This is a genomic window from Paenibacillus thiaminolyticus, assembly GCF_007066085.1.
Taxonomy (GTDB): Bacteria; Bacillota; Bacilli; order Paenibacillales; family Paenibacillaceae; genus Paenibacillus_B; species Paenibacillus_B thiaminolyticus.
In genome coordinates this window covers 4,334,868-4,354,290 of sequence record NZ_CP041405.1, presented here as the reverse complement: position 1 = coordinate 4,354,290, position 19,423 = coordinate 4,334,868, and the positions used below count along the sequence as shown (strand labels likewise).

Here is a 19,423-nt window from a genome sequence, read left to right as displayed (position 1 = left end):
TAGGCCCTGGAGGGCGGCGGAAGTCCTACCGCTGAGCGGATCCGGGTCCGAAGCTACGGCTTCACATAGGCGTATTTCAAATCCGTCGCTTCCTTAATGCAATCCGATGTGTCATACTCGTCGTTATTGACGAGGACGGTGACAGGATAAGCCGTCATGCCTGCGGGATCATACGGGACCAGGAGCCGGGCCAGCGCCTCGACCTCGGTCACGGCCGGATCGAGCCACGCGCCGATCGCCTCCCTCTCCAGAATGGCTGGCATATGCCCGTCGAACTCCGCGACCAGATCGTTCGCCCGGGTCATGACGATCGTGCAGGTGGAATGGGCCTGCCCCTTGGCATCCTTCCATTGCTCATACAGCCCGGCGACGCCGAATACGTCCTTGCCGCCAAGCACCGTCCGGACAGGGAAGCTCTTCTTCCCTTCCCGCCGCCAATAATAGAAGCCGCTGCACGGAATAATGCATCGTTGACGCTCGACGACCTTCCAATAGGCCGGATTGCCCTGCACGGAATAAATGTCTGCATTCAGGGAGTCTTTGCCCCAGAATGGGACCATTCCCCAGCGGTATTCATCAAGAATCCGCACACCATTCCGCTGCAGCACGACGGGAACGGTCTGGGTGGGACTGATATTATAGCGGTGACGGTAATGAATCATGACCTTATCGACCTCAAATTGCTCAATGATATCCGGCAAATCAGCGGTGAGCGAGAACCTTCTGCACATCCTGCATCCTCCTTTTGCTTGACCCTCTTGCCCTTGTCCTTGTCCTTGTCCGTTGAGGGCGTCACAAGCCCTCTTCCCTTGTTGCGCCTGCATCGGGTGCCCTGACGGTACAGGGAGCTCCGGCATCCGCGGTTCCGACATCTGCAACTCCGGCCCGGCGGCTATGGCGTCCGCAACTCTGGCATCCCCAACCCCGGCATCGGCGGCTACGGCATCCGCAACTCTGGCATCCCCAACTCCGGCACCGGCGGCTACGGCATCCCCAACTCTGGCATCCCCAACCCCGGCATCGGGAAATCCGGATCGTGAACAAGAACTCCGCTTAGGTTTTGTAAAAAAAGGAAAGTTATGCAGATATCCAGTGGAAAACAACAGCCTGCTCTAACGTGCCGGGCAAGCAGCTATCATCAGTCATCTTCTTAGGCGGTTCAGACGGCAGCCCATCTACGTAATTCGCGAGCCCTCGGCTTGGAGCGCTGCCCCTTCACCGTTCCGCCCCGCCAATGCTGCAGAAGTGCAGGAATTTTTCTACGATTAAAATCTCCGAAGATCAATCCTGCAAATATACATCAATTTCACCCCGATTCAGTTCCGGCAGCGCTAAAACAGGGAAATTCCTGCAATCCGGCAGGAATTTTCGCGTTTTGGCCCGGCGTGGCCATAAAATACTGTAAAATTGCAGGAATTGGCCCGATAACCCGGCAGACGGCATTGGGAACCTTCTTCCCCGCCGTGGGTATCCAGGGTACGGGGGGCATGCAGGGTACGGAGGAATGACGGGCAGGCAGACTGCGAGAAAATGACGGAGGATTGGGCATCCTTGGGCGCGCCAATAATGCGGGGGAGGCGGGACCCCGTCTCCCTTTGCTTCCACCCGGAACGTGCCGCTAGCCAATGCCCGACCAGGACACCCGCAAATGCAAGGTACAGCAGATGCTATGCACGGCAGACGCTAGGCACGGCAGATGCAAAGCACAGCAGACGCTAGGCACAGCAGACGCTAGGCACGGCAGACGCTAGGCATGGAAGCGATGCAATGCCAAAAAGGCGCCCCCTGGCCTAAAGCGGGGACGCCTCTGTTATTCCATCCAATGACTCCGCAGGGCGAACAGCTCGCGCAGCTCCGTCGTGGACATTTCCGTGATCCATTTGTCGCCGCTGCTCATCACCTGCTCGCTCAGCTGCAGCTTCTGCTCGATCATATCATCGATCCGCTCCTCCAGCGTGCCAAGCGCAATCAGCTTGTGCACCTGAACGTTGCGGGTCTGGCCGATGCGGTAAGCCCGGTCGGACGCCTGATTCTCGACCGCCGGATTCCACCACCGATCATAGTGGAACACATGATTCGCCGCCGTCAGATTCAATCCCGTTCCGCCGGCCTTCAACGAGAGAATGAAAGCCGATGCCCGCCCAGCGCCAGTATCGCCCTCCTCCTGGAACTGCTCGACCATCCGATCCCGATCCTTCTTCGGCACGCCGCCGTGCAGGAACGGCACCCGTTCGCCGGTCTCCCGCTCCAGCACCGCCTGCAGCAGGCGGCCCGTCTCCGCATACTGCGTGAAGATGAGGCAGCGCTCGCCTTCCGAACGAAGCTCCTCCAGCATCTCCAGCAGGCGGACCAGCTTGCCCGAGCGTTCCGGCCTCCATCCAGGCGGCCCTTCCTTGCGCAGCATCGCGGGATGATTGCACACCTGCTTCAGCTTCGTGAGGGCCGCGAGAATATGAGCGCGCCGCTCCAGCATATCCATCCGCTCATCCATCCGCTCGATCGGCGCGAACAGATCCTGCAGCGTCTGCTCGTATAAGGACGCCTGCTCCGCCGTCAGCGGAACATACACCTTCGCCTCGTGCTTCTCCGGCAGATTGAGCTGGATATGCGGGTCGCTCTTCATGCGCCGCAGCAGGAACGGCTGCACTAGCCGCTGCACCAGCTGCATCCATTCCGTGTCGCGAGTCCGCTCGATCGGCAAAATGTAGGTCTGGCGGAAATGGGCGAGCGACCCCAGATAGCCCGGGTTCAAGAAATCAAAGATGGACCACAGCTCGGTCAAATGATTCTCGATCGGCGTTCCCGTCAAGGCGATTCGGTGTCTGGCCTGCAGCTTGCGAATGGCCACCGATTGCTTGGCATACGGGTTCTTGATATTTTGCGCTTCGTCGAGACAGAGCGAGTTCCAGACGATCTGCCGCAGCTCCTCCCGATCCTTGAGCGCCAGCGTATACGTCGTAATGACGACATCCGCTTGCCGGGCCGCAGCAGCGAAGCCTTCTCCCTTGGCCCGATCAAGCCCGTAATGCAAATGCACCTTCAAGCTCGGCGCAAAGCGCTCCAGCTCCTTCTGCCAGTTCCCCATCAGCGAGGTCGGGCAGATGAGCAAGGATGGAACCCGCTCCGGTTCCTCCTCTTGAATGCGGAGCATATAGGCAATCCATTGTATGGTCTTGCCGAGCCCCATATCGTCGGCAAGACAGGCGCCCAGCCCGAAGCGCCGCATGAAGGCAAGCCAGGAGAAGCCCTGGACCTGGTAGCTGCGCAGCTCGCCGCGCAGGCCGGCAGGCGGCTCGCACAGCGGAATGGAGTCGTGATGCTTCAGCTTGTCGATGAACGTCTGAATATAGCCGTTCAGCTCCAGCTCCAGGCGAACGGCGTCCTCCCGCTGCAGCGGATCCTCCTCTTCCAGCGCTTCCCGCTCAGCGGCCAGCTGCAGTTCCAGCACTTCGCCCAGCGACAGACCGTCCCGCTCCGCCTTCATCATGATGCGCCGAATCCGCGCAGCTTCCTCCGGGTTCAGCGCTACCCATTGCCCGTTCTGGTAAATGAGCCGCCGATCCTCTTCAAGCAGGGCGCGGAATTGCTCCTCGGTGAACTGGGCGTCGCCGATGGCGAGCTTCCAGTCGAACTGCACCATCTGCTCCAGTCCGATATAGGACGTCCCGGCGAAGCCGTTCCCGGATAGCTTCGCCTTCAGCCGCGTCTGCAAGCGGCGCGCCCGCTGCCACCAGACCGGAACGGCGACCAGAATGCCCGCATCGGTCAGAACAAGGCTGCCCTCCGCGAGGAAGCGCCACGCCTCCGCCTCAGTCAGCTGCGTCTTGATCCCGCCGCCGGCCTCTTCCGGGGCAAGCCAAGGAAGGAGACGGACAATTTTGTCCGTCTCATGATGCACGCGGCTGTCGACATAGGGCTGCCACGCCTCCGGGAATTGGCCCTCCGCGGCGTCAGCCCGGTAGCCCCGGCCTTCGGGAATATACGCGCAGGCCAACTGCACGGCAGGCTGCTGCTTGTCTTGAAGCAGCACGCGCAACCGCCACGGAGCGCGTTCCTCCTCCGGCTCGTCCAGCCGCAGCATGAGGCGGAACGGCGTCTCGTCCCTCACCCAGCCGATCGCCTCCAGCCAGTCGGCCTCCTCCCACCAGTCCGCAGACCGTTCGGGAAGGCGCAGCGTCTCGATACCCGGCCTCACAGACGCGATCATCCGCCATACATTCGGGTGATCGTCGCGCCGGTCCTGGGCGTCAGCCATCAGTTCATCGAACCAGCGGGCCAGGCCCGGATCCCCAAGGGCGGCCGCTTCTTGCTCCATCGCTTCCAGAGCCAGGCGCTCCTCCATCGTCAGCTGCAGATCCCAGCCTCGCTTCCCCTGCTTCCACAAATCAAATGACGGCCGGTACCGGCCATCCCGCAGCACTTCCGCATAGATATGGGCGGCCGATGCCGCGATGCGGAAGCTGTCTCCACATGCAATCCCCGCCCACCGGACGGAGATCGGCTCTTCCGCCAGCTCCAGGAGCATGACGGGAGAGACGGCAATCCCCGAGACGCGCCCTTCCTCCGCCTCGTCCAGCATCGTGCCGTAAAAGGAAGGCTGGTGCCAGCCGAACAGCGTATGCTTGAACGTCCGCAAGGCCCGTCTGAACTCTCCGTGATGGAGCAGAAACCCGCCCTGCCGGCGGGAGAGGCATTCCACCTTCCAAGCTCCCTGTTCCTTCATGTCAAGAGCGCTCCTTCTCGTAACTCTTTGTGCAGCGCCCGCAAGCGCGCATAGCGGGCCGTGAACCGCTCCATGAACAGCTCCCACGTCCCGGCCGCGCCGCAGGCTTCATAGAGCGGCTTCAACCGCTGAAGCAAGCCCGCAGCCTCGCGGTAATGCTCCTTCGTCCGTTCCTCGATATGCCGTTCAATCGCCTGATGGAACAACGGCAGCAGCAGCTCCGGGGCGGCGCGCTCCATCGCTTCCAGTTCGCCAGCGGCGATCTCGGCTGGCGAGATCCGCTGCAGCAGCTGAATTTCCGCCCAATCGCGGTACCGCGCCTGCTCCAGCAAAAAGGAAGACAAGTACGGGTAAATGCCAGGCAGGAGGGACAGGACGAGCGATTCCAGACCGTCCTTGCCGGGCATCCGTTCGTAGACCCGCTTCCAAAATTCCCAATATTGCTCCAGATCGGCGCTCTGGCCGGACTGCCGGATAAGGGGAGCGAGGGCGCCCAGCCAATAGACAATCCGATCATAGCGCCCGGAGCGCTCATGCTCGCTCAGGTATCCCCAGTACCGGCCAGGATCGTTGTGATAGGTCAGCTCGCTCAGCCGCTTCACCGCCTCGGCTTCGCGTCCGAGCAGCACCTCCAAATGGACCAGCGCCACCCGGATTGCGTCCCGGCGCCGCGGACGCAGCGAAGAGACGGGGACAAGCATCCGCTCCAGCCTGCGGTGCGCCTCCTCCATCCAGTCCGGACGGTTCAATACCGTCGACCAGAGCAAGGCGAGCACGTCCAGCCCGTCGACCGCCGATTCCTCTTCCGACAAGGCCACCGCTTCCGCTATCTCGCCCAGGGCGGCTATATGCTGCACGTAAGGCGCAGGCGTAGCGGACAGGTCGTAAGACTCCGCCAGCCGCCGCAGCTCCTCCATATAGGGCCGAACCGTCTCCTCGGCCGGAGCGTCCCTCCCCGGATAGCTCCGGGAGCTGCCCTGGCCGTACCGGATGGACAGCTGCCGCAGCAAGAAAAGCAGAACATGCATGCGGTACAACGGAACAACCTCCTTGGGAAAGCGATCTCCCTCGCGGTACAATTCATTTTGCGCCCAGGCCGCGATATCGGTCACAGGAGAATGGTAATCGGTGAAGGGCTTGCTATATTTTCGCTGAAAAAAATCATGCCATTCTTGCGCCGGAGCCGATGGGGACAGACTCATCTGCCAAGCCTTCTTCCGCCGCTCGAGCTCCGCCTTATGCTCCGCCCGCTTGCGCAGCACCATGCGTTGGCGTTCTTCTTCGATATAGACCTGGCGGAATTCCGCCAGATACAATTCCGGCTTCTTCCCCAACTCGTCACACAGCTGAAAATAGACGGCGGCCATATGTTTGCAGCCGCCCTCCTCCGGGCAGGTGCACTCGCTCCGCTTGACGGCGGTGCAGTTGAACCGGACACGGTAGCGCTTCGTCTCATACACCTCGGCCGCTATCCACTGAACCGGCTCCGCCCCGCCGCCGGCCTGTTCTTCCGCCGTCATATCCAGCACGGCTTGCTTGCGATAGTAGCGCCAGCCCTGTTCCAAAGTAGCGTAGCGAAAACGGCGCTTCATCTGCTCGGTGACACGGTTGAATGTCTTAACGGATAATCCCAGTTGTGACAAGCGCACGTACCTCCACTTTCACGGCTTCTCATGGAGAAGGCCGCATTCTGTATCCTTTCAGTTTACACAAAATCAACGAAAGATAGAAGAAAAGAGAGTAAAAACCGGCCTGTGAAGCGCAAGGGGAATATCCCCGAATCGAAGGGAGCACCCGGAGGCCACGCCAAAAAAGAGGGCGCGGGAACATCCCGGACCGCCCTCTTGCGCCACGCTGCCCTATCCATTACTTTGCCTGGATGCTCGTCGTGCCGAACTCCTTTACCTCCAGCTTCAGATTGTACCGGATGTCGGCATCCGCGAAGATGTCATCCCAATCCTGCTTCCACTTTACCCACATGCGAGGATAATGAATGCGGACATAATCGCCCAGGCCGAGAACGTCGGCCCGGTACTCCTTCTGCACCTTGTGCAGCATCTCGCCGATTCGCCTCTTCATCTGCCCGGCCGTATCCGCCTCGACCTGATGAAGATACCGGGGGTCGAAATTGTTGCCTTCGCCAGACCACTGTTCGCCAAGCCGGCCTTCAGATTCGATCTGAATATCGAATGCAATCTTGCCCTTGTCGATGCGAGAACGGATATGGCTCTTGAGCGACATAATTTCGTAGGCGATAACCTCTCCAGTCCGCTTGTCATGAGACTTGAGGATTCCTCCTTTTACTTTCCCGGTGAGCCAGTTAACGGCCTCCAGTTCCTCCTCATCAAGAAATCCGATCAGCTTGCCCGTCTTGCCATAGATGACCGCCGCCCCGGCTAGCTTGACTTCCCCTTCCGCCGCAGCGACATTCTGCAGCAGGAAGCTGGACGACGTATTCATCTTGGGGATGACCTTCGTCAACGACACCGGTGGCAGCAGCCGGCTGCTACGGTCCCGGTTGTTAGTGATGCCGTTCAGCCGCATGGCCGGGAAATCCGTTTTGTCTTTGAGCTCTAGCGTCTTGCGGGCCTCTCCCTTGCTGATGAAGAGGAGGCAGCTCGGCCGGAACTTCTGCTCCCGCAGGAAAAAGTCCAGCAGCCTATGAAGGCTGTAAGTCCGCGCCATCTTATCGCTGATCACGATGACCTTATGATGCTGGCCGAAAATCGGACGGGCGCGGCTCAATACGATTTCCCGCGTCATCTCAAAAAGCGAGTCTCCCGTTATTGAGATATTGGTGTAATTTTTCTGCTTGCTGGAGGAGCCTGTCCCCGCGCCCGTGCTGTAGCCGGGATCGACGACCTGAAAGGTCATCATCAGCACGTTCTTCTTCGGATAATCGCCGCCTTTTTGCTCCAGACCCTGCTGCAGCATCGTCTCCTCGCCCACATCCACTGCGGTTGCGACCGCCATTCCCAACTCCTCGATCTCCTTTGCGCTCCAGCAGCCGGCCGTCAGGACGAGCAGCGCAATCATCGCACATGACAGCGAGGTCTTCCAACTATGTCGTGTCCAGCTCACGCTTCCCACCCCGCAGCTTCACGATCCCGAGCAGGACGGCGGGCAGCACGCCGAACAGCACGATTCCGGCATTCCCGATATTGCCGGCGAACCGGAACAGATCGTCAATATTTTTCGGCAGCATGGCGACAATGAACACGATCGGGAGCATGACATACTGTATCGGGCCAATCTCTTTTTTTAGCATGGTCGCCACCCCCTGAGCCGCTGCATAATGCGTAATGACATACGTTGCAAAAATTTGCATAATCCAGATGACGAGCAACAGCGATTCATACCGTTCGAAAAAAACACCCGGAAAATCAAAGCTCCGGATTAATGTAATCGTGGGCCACGCGCGGGTTACAGCGCCTTCTACCGACAACGCCCCGATCACCATCACGACCGTCGTTACATAGAAGAGAATCGGAATGGACACCCCGAACACCACCGCTCTGGCCGCTTGCCGAGGACGAAGCATATAAGCCTGCAAAATGAGCATAATCTCATACCCGGTGAAGGACAGTCCCGTTGTCCTGACGCCCTTCAGTACGGGCGTGAGGCCAGAGCCAAGCACTGGGCGCAAATTGTCGATATCGAATACTTTGAAGCTCATGGCGGCGGTGAACACAAAGATTATGACCGTAATTGGAAAAATGATCTCGAACAATCGGCCAATAGCGAAGAGGCCGCCAAGAATCAGGTACAGTCCGACCCACAGGAAGGACAGCATGATCGCCCACCGCGGGGTTCCATCCAGCAGGAACAATTCCGTCACTTCGGCCAGCGAACGCACGACATTTCCGGCTGTAGCGATGAAATAGGCGATGACAATAAGATTGATGACTTGGGAGAGCCATTTCCCGATAATCAATTCGCTGTATTCATAGAAGGTCTTGCCCGGGTAATACTGTCCGAGCTTGACAATAATGATGCCGGCCAGCATCGCCAGCAAGCCGCCGATAATAACGGAGAGCCAAATATCCGGTGTCTGCACCTTCTCTGCCGCCGTCCGGGGCAGCATCAAGATGCCGACCCCAAGTATAAAGTTCACGATGAACACGGCCGCTTGCCGCGTCGTGATGCCCTGCTCTCTGCCCATCTCCACGTTTCTTCATTCCTCCTGCTGCTTTTTGCGTTTCTTATCCAAGACGTGCAACATCTTCGGCCGGCGGGTCATCCACCGCAGCGGCGCCCGCACGAGAAAGTCCTTCCAATCTTGAATCTGATAGGGCGCCGCAGGGCTCACATAAGGGATGCCGAAGCTCTTCAGCTTCACCATATGGCTGCACAGCGCCAGGAAGAACAGCACGACGCCATACAGGCCGAAGACGGCGGCGAAGAACATGGCCGCGAAGCGAAGCATCCTCAATGTGATGCCGGCGTTGTACTGCGGGATCGCAAAGGAGGATATCGCGGTAAGGCCAACGACGATAATCATAATCGGGCTGATGATGCCGGCTCGGACTGCTGCTTCGCCAATGACCAGGCCGCCGACAATGCCGATCGTCTGGCCGATCGGCTTCGGCAGCCTGAGACCGGCTTCCCGCAAGATTTCCAAGGCCACTTCCATTATCAATGCTTCGATCAGCGCCGGGAACGGCACCCCCGACCGCGTCTCGGCAATGGACAGCGCGAGCTTCGTCGGAATCAAGCCCTGGTGGAAGGAGATGAAGGAAATATATAACGATGGAGCGAACATTGAAATGAATGCCGCGAAATAACGAAGGATGCGAAGCAGCGTGGCGGGCATCCAGCGTTCATAATAATCCTCCGGGCTCTGCAGCAGCATATGGAAGGTGACCGGGACGATGAGGGCGAACGGGGTTCCGTCCAACATAAGCGCCACACGCCCTTCCAGCAGGGCGGCGAGCACGCGGTCAACCCGCTCCGTGCTCTGCACCTGCGGGAACGGAGACAGGAAGTTGTCCTCCACGATCTGCTCGATATAGCCGGTATCCTGAATATCACCCATATCCAGACGCTTGATTCTTGCCATCACCTCGCGCACAAGATCGGGATCGGCAATATCGGAAATATAGGTGATTAGCAGGTCCTTCTGAATTCGCTTGCCGACGCGGATCCGGGCAAGAACCAGATTCTCGTTGTCGCCATGCTGCCGCAGCAGAGCGGAATTCTCGTCAATACTCTCATTGAAGCCAAGACGGGGTCCCCGCACCATTAATTCGGACGGCGGCTCCTCTATGCCCCGCGTAATTTCTTTTTTCGTCGACAGAATGAGGGCGCCCGGATAATGTTCGATCAGCAGCACGGTATTGCCCCGCAGCAGCTCGGAGGCGGCCTGGTCCAAGGTGTCTGCTTCCTTCACCGTACTGACTGCCAGCACATGCTCCACAATAAAGGTCTTGGAGTACGGCGGGCCGGAGGCTTCCGATCCGCTCTCCATCTGCGCCAAATCGCCCATGAGCGATTTCAATATATGAGTTTCAATTAAATCCTTATCAGAAATGCCGTTGACGAAAAAAACCGCCGCCTGCTGGCTTGTCTTGCCGAGACAAAATGCGCGCATGGAAACATCGCTCTGATGACTGAATTGATTCTGAACCAGCGCCATATCGGCACGCAGATCCCCGGCAAACTGTGCAGGCTGGTCTGTTATTCCGTCCTCCTGCTCTGATTGATCCCGATTCGGATGCCTGCTCTTGCTTACGGCCAGGGAGATTCCATAGGGCACGCACAGCCCGATTACGGCCTGCAGCCATATTTCCCAGCTTGGAAAATAGGACACTATCGCATTCCACATTCATGATCACCTGTCAGTACTATGCATCGTTGCTAATCATCCTATTCATCCGGCGCGGGCGGAATCCGTCCCTCTCCCATGCCAAAAAAGCCGACACCGGCACTATGCCGTTGTCAGCCTTCCATGCAAGCTATAATGTGGTAATAGCCGAATTCGCTTGGATGTGTCCCATGCCGAATCCAGCCCGGAGCGGCTCTTATTCCTTAATCATCCGCAAAGAGGATTCGCGCACAATCAACCGATGGGGAATGATGAGCCGCTGCTGCATCGGTTCGCCCTTGATCGACCGGATAAGCGTCTGGGATGCAGTATAGCCTAACTGGTAGATGCCGATATCTACCGAGGTAATCGGCGGCGTCGCCAGCTCGGACAGCGGGATATTGTTGAAGCTGACGAGGCTCAGATCATCCGGCACGCGGTAGCCAAGCTCCATCAACCCCCGCAGCACGCCGAAGGCGACCACATCGTCGATAGCGACCAGAGCGGTTGGGCGCTCCGGCAGGCTCATGAAGAACGACATGGCCCGGTAACCGCTCTCCTGCAGGAACTCGCCTTCCACAATCCATTCCGGCCGGCCTTCCATGCCCGCCTCCTTAAGCGCGGCTTGATATCCTGCCATCCGATCCTTCGAAATCATCAGATTGGAAGGACCGCTTACGAAGCCGATGCGGCGGTGCCCCTGATCGATTAGATGGCGGGTCGCGTCATAGGCGGCCTGCACATTATCATTATTGACGGACAAAATATCCGGGTGCTCCTCGCTCCGCCCGATAAGGACGAATGGAAATTGCAGCTCCTCCAGGAACGACACGATCGGGTCGTTGCGCCGGGAATAGAGCAGGATGACCCCGTCAACCCGCTTGCCCTTGACCAGCCGGGTTATGGCTTCAAGCTCCTCCTGCTCCGTCGCTCCCGTCGTCATCAGCAGATCGAAGCCCGCGCGGCTCGCTTGCGTGACCAAGCCGCGCATCACTTCGGAGAAGAACAGGTTCAGAAATAATTCCTCCGCCGGCCGGTGAAGCAGCACGGCGATCGTATTGCTTACTTTGGAGACCAGGCTCTTCGCCATCACGTTCGGATGATAGCCGAGATCAGCCATCACTTCGCGCACCCGCTGTGCCGTTTTGGCACTGATACGGGGGTGGTTGGATAATACTCGCGATACCGTCGAAGGAGAGACTCCCGCTTGCTTGGCGACATCGATGATTGTTACGGACATAACTGCTTCCTCCTTCGTCTTGTATCTATCTTGATATTATCGTAAACCATTATAAGAAATAAGACATGTTCCTCCCTGCCCAGACCATGCCCCCTCTACTTCAACAGCACGGAGCTATAAGGCGGCAGCGTCACGACGCCGTCGCGCAGCGCCGCCATCTCCTTCGTCGACCGGACCATCTCCCCGAACGGCAGATCCGGGCGGGCACCGAGGTCGACGGTCTGCTCACGGACGGACAAGTTATGAAGGACGAGCACTTGATCGTTCTCATTCAGCCGAATGAAGGCCAGCACTTCATTCGGCACGCCTGCATACGGCAGGATCGCCCCATCGGCCAACAGCGGTTCCTCGTTGCGCCACGCGATCATTGTCTGATAATGCCGCAGCAGCGAGGACGGATCCTTCAGCTGCTCCTCGACCGGCACGACGCCATCCGCATGCTTCGGCGGCTGCCATCGGGTCTGTCCCGCGGCCTTGCTGTCCGAAGACCAGAGCATCGGCTCGCGAATCTGCTCATCCGGCTTCACTCCGCGCATCCCGATCTCTTCTCCATAATAGATGTATGGAGTGCCCGGCATCGTTAATAAGAGCGAGGCCGCCATCTTCGCCCGTTCCCCATGGCCGTCCAGTTCGCTCATCACCCGGTTCTGATCATGATTGGTCAGGAACGGGGCGTCGACGAAGGCGCCGTCCGATTGCTTGCTGAAGAAGGAGTATGTCTTGCTTAGCACTGACGGGATCGTGGAGGCGCGCTCCAGCTTGGCGGCGTTGACCAGCATCTTCGCCAGATCGAAGTTGAATCCCGAATCGAGCGCGTGATTCAGATATGGCCCGACGACGCTCGCGGAATCCCATATCTCCCCGATCAGATATGCATCGGGATTGATCTCATTGAGACCGCGGCGGAATTCCTGCCACCAGGCCTGGTTCTTCTTCACCACGTCCGGATTGTTGACAGACGATTGGAAGTCCTCATAGATATGCTTCGCCGCATCGAGACGGAATCCGTCCGCGCCCTGCTTCAGCCAGAATTGTCCGATCTTGATCATCTCGGCGCGCACAGCGGGATGATCCAGATTCAGATCCGGCATTCCTTCCCAGAAAACCCCGACATATTTGTTGGCGCCCGTTCCGTGCCATGCCTGCTGTCCCCAGGCCCCCAATTGGGATTCCTCCGGGCGGGTGCCGTCGGCAAAAATATACCACTCCCGGTACGGGCTGTTCTTGTCCCCAAGTGCGGACTTGAACCACGGGTGCTCGCTGCTCGAATGGTTCACGACCAGATCGATAATGACTTCGATGCCGCGCTCATGCGCCGCTTCCGTCAACGCCCGGAAATCATCCAGCGTCCCGTATTCCGGATTCACCTCATAGTAGTCCGTGACATCATATCCGTGATAGCTCGGTGACGGATGGATCGGCATCAGCCAGATGCCCTTAATGCCGAGATCCTGCAAATAATCGAGCCGTTCGATCACACCGCGCAGATCGCCGATGCCGTCACCGTCCGAATCGTGGAAGGAGCGGACGAAGATCTCGTAATAGACGCCCCGGCTCTTCCCCATCGCCGGCTGAGCGCGGTCCAGGGCAAAGGCGGCTGCGCCTGCTGCGCTGTCCGCCCGTTGGCCCGCCGCGCTATCCGTCGGAGCAGGTCCCGGTCCCGGCTCGGTAGACGCGCATCCCGCGGCTAACACCGCCGCCAGACAGAACGCAGCCAAGGCGCCCAGCATCCGCCGGATGAAGACGGCCGTACCCTGCCGATTCCGGCATGAGGTGTTCCATGTCCTCATCCCTTATCCGCTCCCGCCGTCAGACCTTCGACCAGGAAACGCTGCATCGACATGAACAGGATCGTGATCGGCAGCGCGACGAGCACGCAGCCCGCGGCGAAGATGGTGAACTGCGTCGCGAACTGATCGCTGACCATGCTGTACAGTCCGACTGCCAGCGTCTGCTTCTCCTTCGTGCGCAGCACCATCTGCGCGAAGATGAAGTCATTGAAGGCGCCAGCGAACGAGGTCACGCTGAGGAAGACGATCAGCGGGCGCGACAAGGGCAGGAAGATGCGGAAGAACACGGTAAGATGGTTCGCTCCATCGATCCGCGCCGCTTCTTCCAAGCTTTTGGGAATCGTGTCGAAGTAGCCCTTGACCAGCAAATACCCCATCGCTGCGCCTGCTGAGTAGACGAGCATCAAGGCCGAGTGCTTGTTCAGCAGGTTCATGTTCAGCAGTAAAATGTACACGGCAATCATGCTCATGAAGGAAGGGAACATGCCGAGTATGAACAGAAAGCTCATGATTCCTTTGCGTCCGTAGAAGCGGAAGCGCGAGAAGGCATACCCCGTCAACAGGACGAACAAGGTGCTGAAGACCATCGAGACGACGGCGATTTTGATCGTGTTAACGTACCAGTCGGCGAACGGGAACTTAATGAACAGCTGACGGTAATGCTCGAGCGTGAACCGATCCGGGATCAGCGACTCGCTGAACAAGGATGTCCCTGGCCGGAAGGAGGACAGAATCACCCAAATTGCCGGATACAGGGCGAACAGGGCGATAAGCACAAGCAGGATATGGGTAATGACGGACCAAGTCTTTTTTCTCCATCGGTTCATCGGTAAACATCCTCCTCTCGGAACGAGCGCGTGCGCCGGAAATTCCACAATGAGATCGTAGCGAGAATGACAAAGATGATAATGCTGACGACCGCAGCGAAATTGTACTTGCCGTTGTTAATCGACAAATTGTACAGCCATGTAATCAAAATATCCGTCTCGCCGGCAAATTGGTAGTCGCTATTGGCCGGCCGCCCGTTCGTCATCAAATAGATGACATTGAAGTTGTTGAAGTTCCCGGCGAACTGGCCGATCAGAATCGGCGCAAGCGAGAACATGACGCTCGGGAACGTAATCTTGCGGAACTTCTGGAACGGCGATGCCCCGTCGACTTCGGCCGCCTCGTACAAATCCCGCGGAATCGTCGTCAGTATCCCGATGATGAGCAGCATGGACACCGGGAACCCGAGCCATAGATTGACGAGCAGAATCGTCACCTTCGCCCAGACCGGATCAGAGAGCCAATTCGGGCCCTCCAGCCCGAGCCAGCGCAAATACTGGTTCACCGGCCCGAACTGCGCGTTGAACATATTACGCATAATGAGCAGGGAGACGAAGCCCGGAATCGCGAACGGCAGCATATACAGCGTGCGCCACATCGCCTTGAAGCGCGTAATTGGCTGCTGCACGAGCAAGGCGACCGCGAAGCCGCCGAAGAACGTCGTCACGGTGGACAGAATGGCCCATACGACCGTCCAGGAGAAGACGCCGTAGAACGTTTTGGCCCAGGCGCTGAGCGCGAACAAATCTTTGAAGGTCGATAACCCGACCCAATCCACCAGATTCGCGGGGGGCAGATTTTTCGGCGAAGAATAGTTCGTGAAGGCAATCAAGATATTGAATATAAGCGGCAGCACGCTGAAGAAAAACACGAACAAGAGCGGCGGGAACAAAATCAGCTGCGCAAAATTTTTCTCGAACACATGCTTCAACGATTCCACGAACGTATGCGGGCGTCCGCCGGCTTCCCTCAGGGCCCCGTTCCGGTAGGCATCCCGAATGTTGTAAATATAGAGCATGATGAAGACGATGACGACGAATACGATAATGAGTCCCTCAATCAGCAGAAAGATCGAGTGATCGCCGGCAACCCGTTGATACACTTTGCCGACCAGCTTCAGCTCCTGCTTCCGTTCCCCAAGCGTAGCCAGACCCCATAATGCATGCCCGAGATTCATAACGGCGAAATACAAGCCTCCGGCATACATGGCCAGGAGAACGAGGCCTTTACCCAACTGCCGATTGTAGATCTGACCAGCGCCCATAATAACGGCGGATAGCACGGCGGCGATGCCGCGGTGTCTGTTCATGATTCAATCCCCCCGATGAATGAGACCGTCACCTGCCCGCAAAGGGGAGGTGACGGCGCTCGAAGTGATGACCGATCTTATCAGCCCTGTTGGGCAATCGCGGTTTTGACGTCCTCCACCGCTTTTTTTAGAATGGCCTCTACGTTGCCGCCATCCCAGATCGGCTCCAGCGTGGCGGTCAGCGGTCCCCACACAGAACGCATTTCAATAATGTACGGCATCGCCTCCACGTGTTTGAACTGCTCCAGGAACGCCAGCGCGTTCGGATTCGCCTGGATGGCCGGCTCGTTCTCCATGCCGTTGCGCGCCGGGATAATGCCTGACAGCTCGTAGTTCTTCACCATCGCTTCCTGAGAGGTGACATGATGGATGAACAGCTTCGCCGCATTCGGATATTCGGAGAAGGTGCTCACGAAGTAGGCTTTGACCCCCAGGAACGGCTTCGGCGCCTTGCCGTTCGGCATCGCCGGCATCGGCACTGCGCCGACCTCGAAGCCGAGCTTCTCCTTCGTGAAGTTGCTCAGCTGCCAGATGCCGTCCATATTGATCGGCAGCTTGCCGGTCTGGAACAGACTTGTTTTGACATCTCCGCTCGCGTCCGCTGCCTTGATCGGAATCGCTTCGTTCAAGCTCTGGAAAAATTGGAACGCTTCTATCGCTTCCGGCGTCGCCAGGCCGATATCGGCCGGATCGGTGCCGTTCTTGCCGAAGACATAAGCGCCGTTGCCGGCCATAAAGGCATAGTTGTAGTAGAAGTTATTGACTTCATACAAGAACCCGAATTTATTGTTCTTCGCATCGTTGTATTTTTTCGCAAAAGCGATGATGCTGTCCCATGAGGCCAGCTCTTCTTCCTTCACTAAGTCTTTGTTGTAATACAGCAAGTACGTCTCCATATTGCGCGGATAGCCGTAGATGATACCGTCCAATGATACCGCTTCCACAGCAGCCGGCGCGAAATTGTTCATCGTATCTTCCGCATAGAAATCATTCGGCATGACGAGACCCGCAGCTACCGCCTCCCCCAAATGATCATGCGGCATCACCATAATATCAGCGCCAAGCCCGGCCGGCCCGTCTGTCTTCACCTTGGCCATCTGCTCGCCGGATCCGATCTCCTGTATCTCGACCGGAATGTCATACTTCGCCGTGAACTCCTGGGCCATCGTCTCCAGGAACTCCATCTGCTCCGGACCTTCCCAGATGACCAGCTTCGCTCCCGGCTCAGGAACAAGCTCCTCGTCGCCAGCCGCTTCGCCGCCCGGCGCCGTCTCATTGGTCTCGCCCTGTGCCGCCGGCTCCTCTGCTGCAGGCGCCCCGCTATCCCGCGGTCCGCACGCCGAAATCATCAACAACATCATGACCATTACGATGAACATGCTTCCAAGCTTTCTTCCCTTCATGTTCATACCCCTCTCCCTGGTTAGTTCGGATGACGTCTTTTTAATGCAAACGTTTGTCTTCCTCGATGTACTATCTCTTCTTTTTCGCTTGAATCCTTCAAATTCCAAATAAGATCCATTTAAAGAAAAAAATGAAAGATCGGATAAAATGAACATTTATTCATTTGATGAAAATGGCAACCCCCCCTATACAATCGAAAAAATCCCCTTGTGAAAACAACAGCTTTATTTCTTGTGCACATTGTCCGCTTCGTCGGTTGTCCATATCGCGAGCCGGGAGGGTCTTCTTCGGCGCCGCATCAGACGGCCTCACTACCCGATTCATTCAAACGCTTGCACAAATGGACAAAAGACACCCTGCCGTCCGCATCATCCCCTTATCCGGCAATAGCTTCGCTGGCACATCGTTATACAAAATAACCCCGGTATCTCTTTAATCAAGCTTCAAAGAGAATACCGGGGTTGTTCGGCTAAGCTGCCGAAAGCATTGCCCTTAAATTGTCGTCTGGCTTAGTTGCATTATATACGTTTTCATTGAGCATTGTCAATATCGCTTTTCATATGAAGGACCGCAAAACCGAAGCCATCCAAGGCCAACTCCAGCATGTCTGGCTGGGCATCGATGCGAATGCCTTCTCCATATTCCAGCGACCATGAACGCTCTGCTTCCGTTCCCGTCTCCAGCCGAAGCTCTGCCGGAGCATCGCCTGCATTCATCGCGATTAAGAAGCTGCCATCGGCTCCTGTTAATTCATACATCAGAGTCCTTCCATCCGCTTCGGCATGCAGGAAGCGAATGCGCGCGGAGCGGAGCGCCTCATGCTTGCGGCGAAGCGCGATAATGCGCTGATAGAAGGCGAACAGATCGCGGTCTTGTTCCGCTTCATCCCATACCATGCATTTGCGGCAGCCCGGATCCGGTCCGCCCTCCAGGCCGATCTCGTCTCCATAGTAGATGCAAGGCGTGCCCGGATAAGTGAACTGGAACAGCGCCGCCAGCTTCATCGGACGAACGTCTCTCTCACAGAGCGTCAGCAGGCGCGGCGTATCGTGGCTGTCGAGCAGATTGAAGGACACTTCGGTCACTGGCTGCGGATAGCTGGCCAGTATCGACCCGATGGAATCCGCGAATACGCGGGCATCTGTCGTCTGCCGGGCGAAGAAGTTCAACACCGCATCCGTGAACGGGTAATTCATGACGGCATCGAACTGGTCCCCCTGCAGCCACGCCATCGAATCATGCCATATTTCTCCCAATATATAGGCGTCACGATTTGCTTGCTTGACGACTTGCCGGAATTCGCGCCAGAATTGATGATCGACCTCGTTGGCCACATCCAGCCTCCAGCCGTCAATGCCGATCTCCTCTACCCAATATCTCGCCACCTCCAGCAAATACCGCTTCACCTCTGGATGACTCGTATTGAGCTTCGGCATCAGCGGCTCGAAGGAGAACGTCTCATAGGTCGGCTTGCCGTCCACGACGCGGAGCGGATAGTCTTTCACATAGAACCAGTCCGCGTACGGAGATTCGCTCCCCTTCTCCATCACATCGACGAATGGAGGAAACGTCCGGCCGGCATGATTGAACACGGCATCCAGCAGAACCCGGATTCCCCGTTCATGGCACGCCTCGACCAATTCCTTCAGCTTTTCATTCGTGCCGAAATGCCTGTCCACCTTCAAATAATCCCGCGTGTCATACTTATGGTTCGTCGTCGCTTCGAAGACCGGCGTGAAGTAAATGGCATTAATGCCCAACTCCGATAAATAATCCAGATGATCCAGAACCCCTTGCAGGTCGCCGCCGAAGAAATTCCCCGGCTTCGGTTCCCCGCCCCATTCCTCGGTCTTCTCCGGATCGTTGGCTGGATCGCCGTTCGCGAACCGCTCCGGGAAAATCTGATAGAAGACGGCCTCCTTCACCCACGCAGGCGCTTCGAACATATCGTGCGGATGGAGGAACGGATACTCGAACGATTCGAAGTAATCCCAAGGCAGGTCCTCGAAAAAGCCGCGTTCCGTCAAATACACCTGCTCGTCCTTGCCCTGAATTCGGAACGCGTAGCGCAGCCGCCGGTATGGCGGACGGTACGCAGCCTCCCAATAATCGAACAAGGCATCCGAAGCAAAAATATGCATCGGAATGAACTCTGTCGAATCTTTGAACGCATATTTGTCCACCACGATCGCTTCCACCTTGACGGCATCATCCCGCTTCGTGCGGAGCCGGAGATGAATCGTCTCGCAATCATAGGCATACGACCAATTTTGCTTGGAACGATGATACACCGCTTCCCTTAACATGTGCCCACTCCCTTGTACAT

General features: G+C 57.5%; 12 protein-coding genes. All 12 read right to left on the bottom strand.

Features of this window, described 5'->3' with window-relative positions; translation table 11 throughout:
- Nucleotides 1-53: 53 nt before the first annotated feature.
- Nucleotides 54-731, bottom strand: a complete 678-nt coding sequence (locus FLT43_RS19425; RefSeq protein WP_087444023.1) for an SOS response-associated peptidase — start codon at nucleotides 729-731, stop codon at nucleotides 54-56.
- A 1,079-nt stretch (nucleotides 732-1,810) separates the two neighbouring features.
- On the bottom strand, nucleotides 1,811-4,723 hold the full coding sequence (locus FLT43_RS19420; RefSeq protein ID WP_087444024.1) for a DEAD/DEAH box helicase: 2,913 nt from the start codon (nucleotides 4,721-4,723) through the stop codon (nucleotides 1,811-1,813).
- Nucleotides 4,720-6,372, bottom strand: a complete 1,653-nt coding sequence (locus FLT43_RS19415; RefSeq protein WP_244194311.1) for an SWIM zinc finger family protein — start codon at nucleotides 6,370-6,372, stop codon at nucleotides 4,720-4,722. The genes FLT43_RS19420 and FLT43_RS19415 overlap by 4 nt, the downstream gene beginning before the upstream one ends.
- Nucleotides 6,373-6,589: 217 nt before the next feature.
- Entirely contained in the window at nucleotides 6,590-7,804 is a 1,215-nt protein-coding gene (locus FLT43_RS19410) for a Ger(x)C family spore germination protein (protein ID WP_244194312.1), read from the bottom strand.
- Complete coding sequence (locus FLT43_RS19405; RefSeq protein ID WP_115057769.1) at nucleotides 7,785-8,885, bottom strand: GerAB/ArcD/ProY family transporter; 1,101 nt, start codon at nucleotides 8,883-8,885, stop codon at nucleotides 7,785-7,787. Before FLT43_RS19405 ends, FLT43_RS19410 begins: the two co-directional genes overlap by 20 nt.
- Before the next feature lie 12 nt (nucleotides 8,886-8,897).
- Nucleotides 8,898-10,547, bottom strand: coding sequence for a spore germination protein (locus FLT43_RS19400; RefSeq protein WP_087444028.1), 1,650 nt, complete (start codon nucleotides 10,545-10,547; stop codon nucleotides 8,898-8,900).
- Between the two features lie 196 nt (nucleotides 10,548-10,743).
- Complete coding sequence (locus FLT43_RS19395) at nucleotides 10,744-11,766, bottom strand: LacI family DNA-binding transcriptional regulator (RefSeq protein ID WP_087444029.1); 1,023 nt, start codon at nucleotides 11,764-11,766, stop codon at nucleotides 10,744-10,746.
- Between the two features lie 95 nt (nucleotides 11,767-11,861).
- A complete protein-coding gene (locus FLT43_RS19390) occupies nucleotides 11,862-13,496 on the bottom strand; it encodes an alpha-amylase family glycosyl hydrolase (RefSeq protein ID WP_087444187.1) in 1,635 nt (544 codons plus the stop codon).
- 56 nt (nucleotides 13,497-13,552) lie between these two features.
- Nucleotides 13,553-14,383, bottom strand: coding sequence for a sugar ABC transporter permease (locus FLT43_RS19385; RefSeq protein WP_087444030.1), 831 nt, complete (start codon nucleotides 14,381-14,383; stop codon nucleotides 13,553-13,555).
- Entirely contained in the window at nucleotides 14,380-15,693 is a 1,314-nt protein-coding gene (locus FLT43_RS19380) for a sugar ABC transporter permease (RefSeq protein WP_087444031.1), read from the bottom strand. Before FLT43_RS19380 ends, FLT43_RS19385 begins: the two co-directional genes overlap by 4 nt.
- An 80-nt stretch (nucleotides 15,694-15,773) precedes the next feature.
- Entirely contained in the window at nucleotides 15,774-17,096 is a 1,323-nt protein-coding gene (locus FLT43_RS19375) for a sugar ABC transporter substrate-binding protein (RefSeq protein ID WP_244194314.1), read from the bottom strand.
- A 531-nt stretch (nucleotides 17,097-17,627) separates the two neighbouring features.
- Complete coding sequence (locus FLT43_RS19370; protein WP_087444033.1) at nucleotides 17,628-19,403, bottom strand: glycoside hydrolase family 13 protein; 1,776 nt, start codon at nucleotides 19,401-19,403, stop codon at nucleotides 17,628-17,630.
- Between the last annotated feature and the right edge of the window lie 20 nt (nucleotides 19,404-19,423).

Bases quoted from the DNA above. Each gene is read 5' to 3' on its own strand.
- FLT43_RS19405 (WP_115057769.1), bottom strand. From the start codon at position 8,885: ATGGGCAGAGAGCAGGGCATCACGACGCGGCAAGCGGCCGTGTTCATC.
- FLT43_RS19385 (WP_087444030.1), bottom strand. From the start codon at position 14,383: ATGAACCGATGGAGAAAAAAGACTTGGTCCGTCATTACCCATATCCTG.
- FLT43_RS19420 (WP_087444024.1), bottom strand. From the start codon at position 4,723: ATGAAGGAACAGGGAGCTTGGAAGGTGGAATGCCTCTCCCGCCGGCAG.
- FLT43_RS19395 (WP_087444029.1), bottom strand. From the start codon at position 11,766: ATGTCCGTAACAATCATCGATGTCGCCAAGCAAGCGGGAGTCTCTCCT.
- FLT43_RS19370 (WP_087444033.1), bottom strand. From the start codon at position 19,403: ATGTTAAGGGAAGCGGTGTATCATCGTTCCAAGCAAAATTGGTCGTAT.
- FLT43_RS19425 (WP_087444023.1), bottom strand. From the start codon at position 731: ATGTGCAGAAGGTTCTCGCTCACCGCTGATTTGCCGGATATCATTGAG.
- FLT43_RS19380 (WP_087444031.1), bottom strand. From the start codon at position 15,693: ATGAACAGACACCGCGGCATCGCCGCCGTGCTATCCGCCGTTATTATG.
- FLT43_RS19375 (WP_244194314.1), bottom strand. From the start codon at position 17,096: ATGAAGGGAAGAAAGCTTGGAAGCATGTTCATCGTAATGGTCATGATG.
- FLT43_RS19400 (WP_087444028.1), bottom strand. From the start codon at position 10,547: ATGTGGAATGCGATAGTGTCCTATTTTCCAAGCTGGGAAATATGGCTG.
- FLT43_RS19390 (WP_087444187.1), bottom strand. From the start codon at position 13,496: ATGCTGGGCGCCTTGGCTGCGTTCTGTCTGGCGGCGGTGTTAGCCGCG.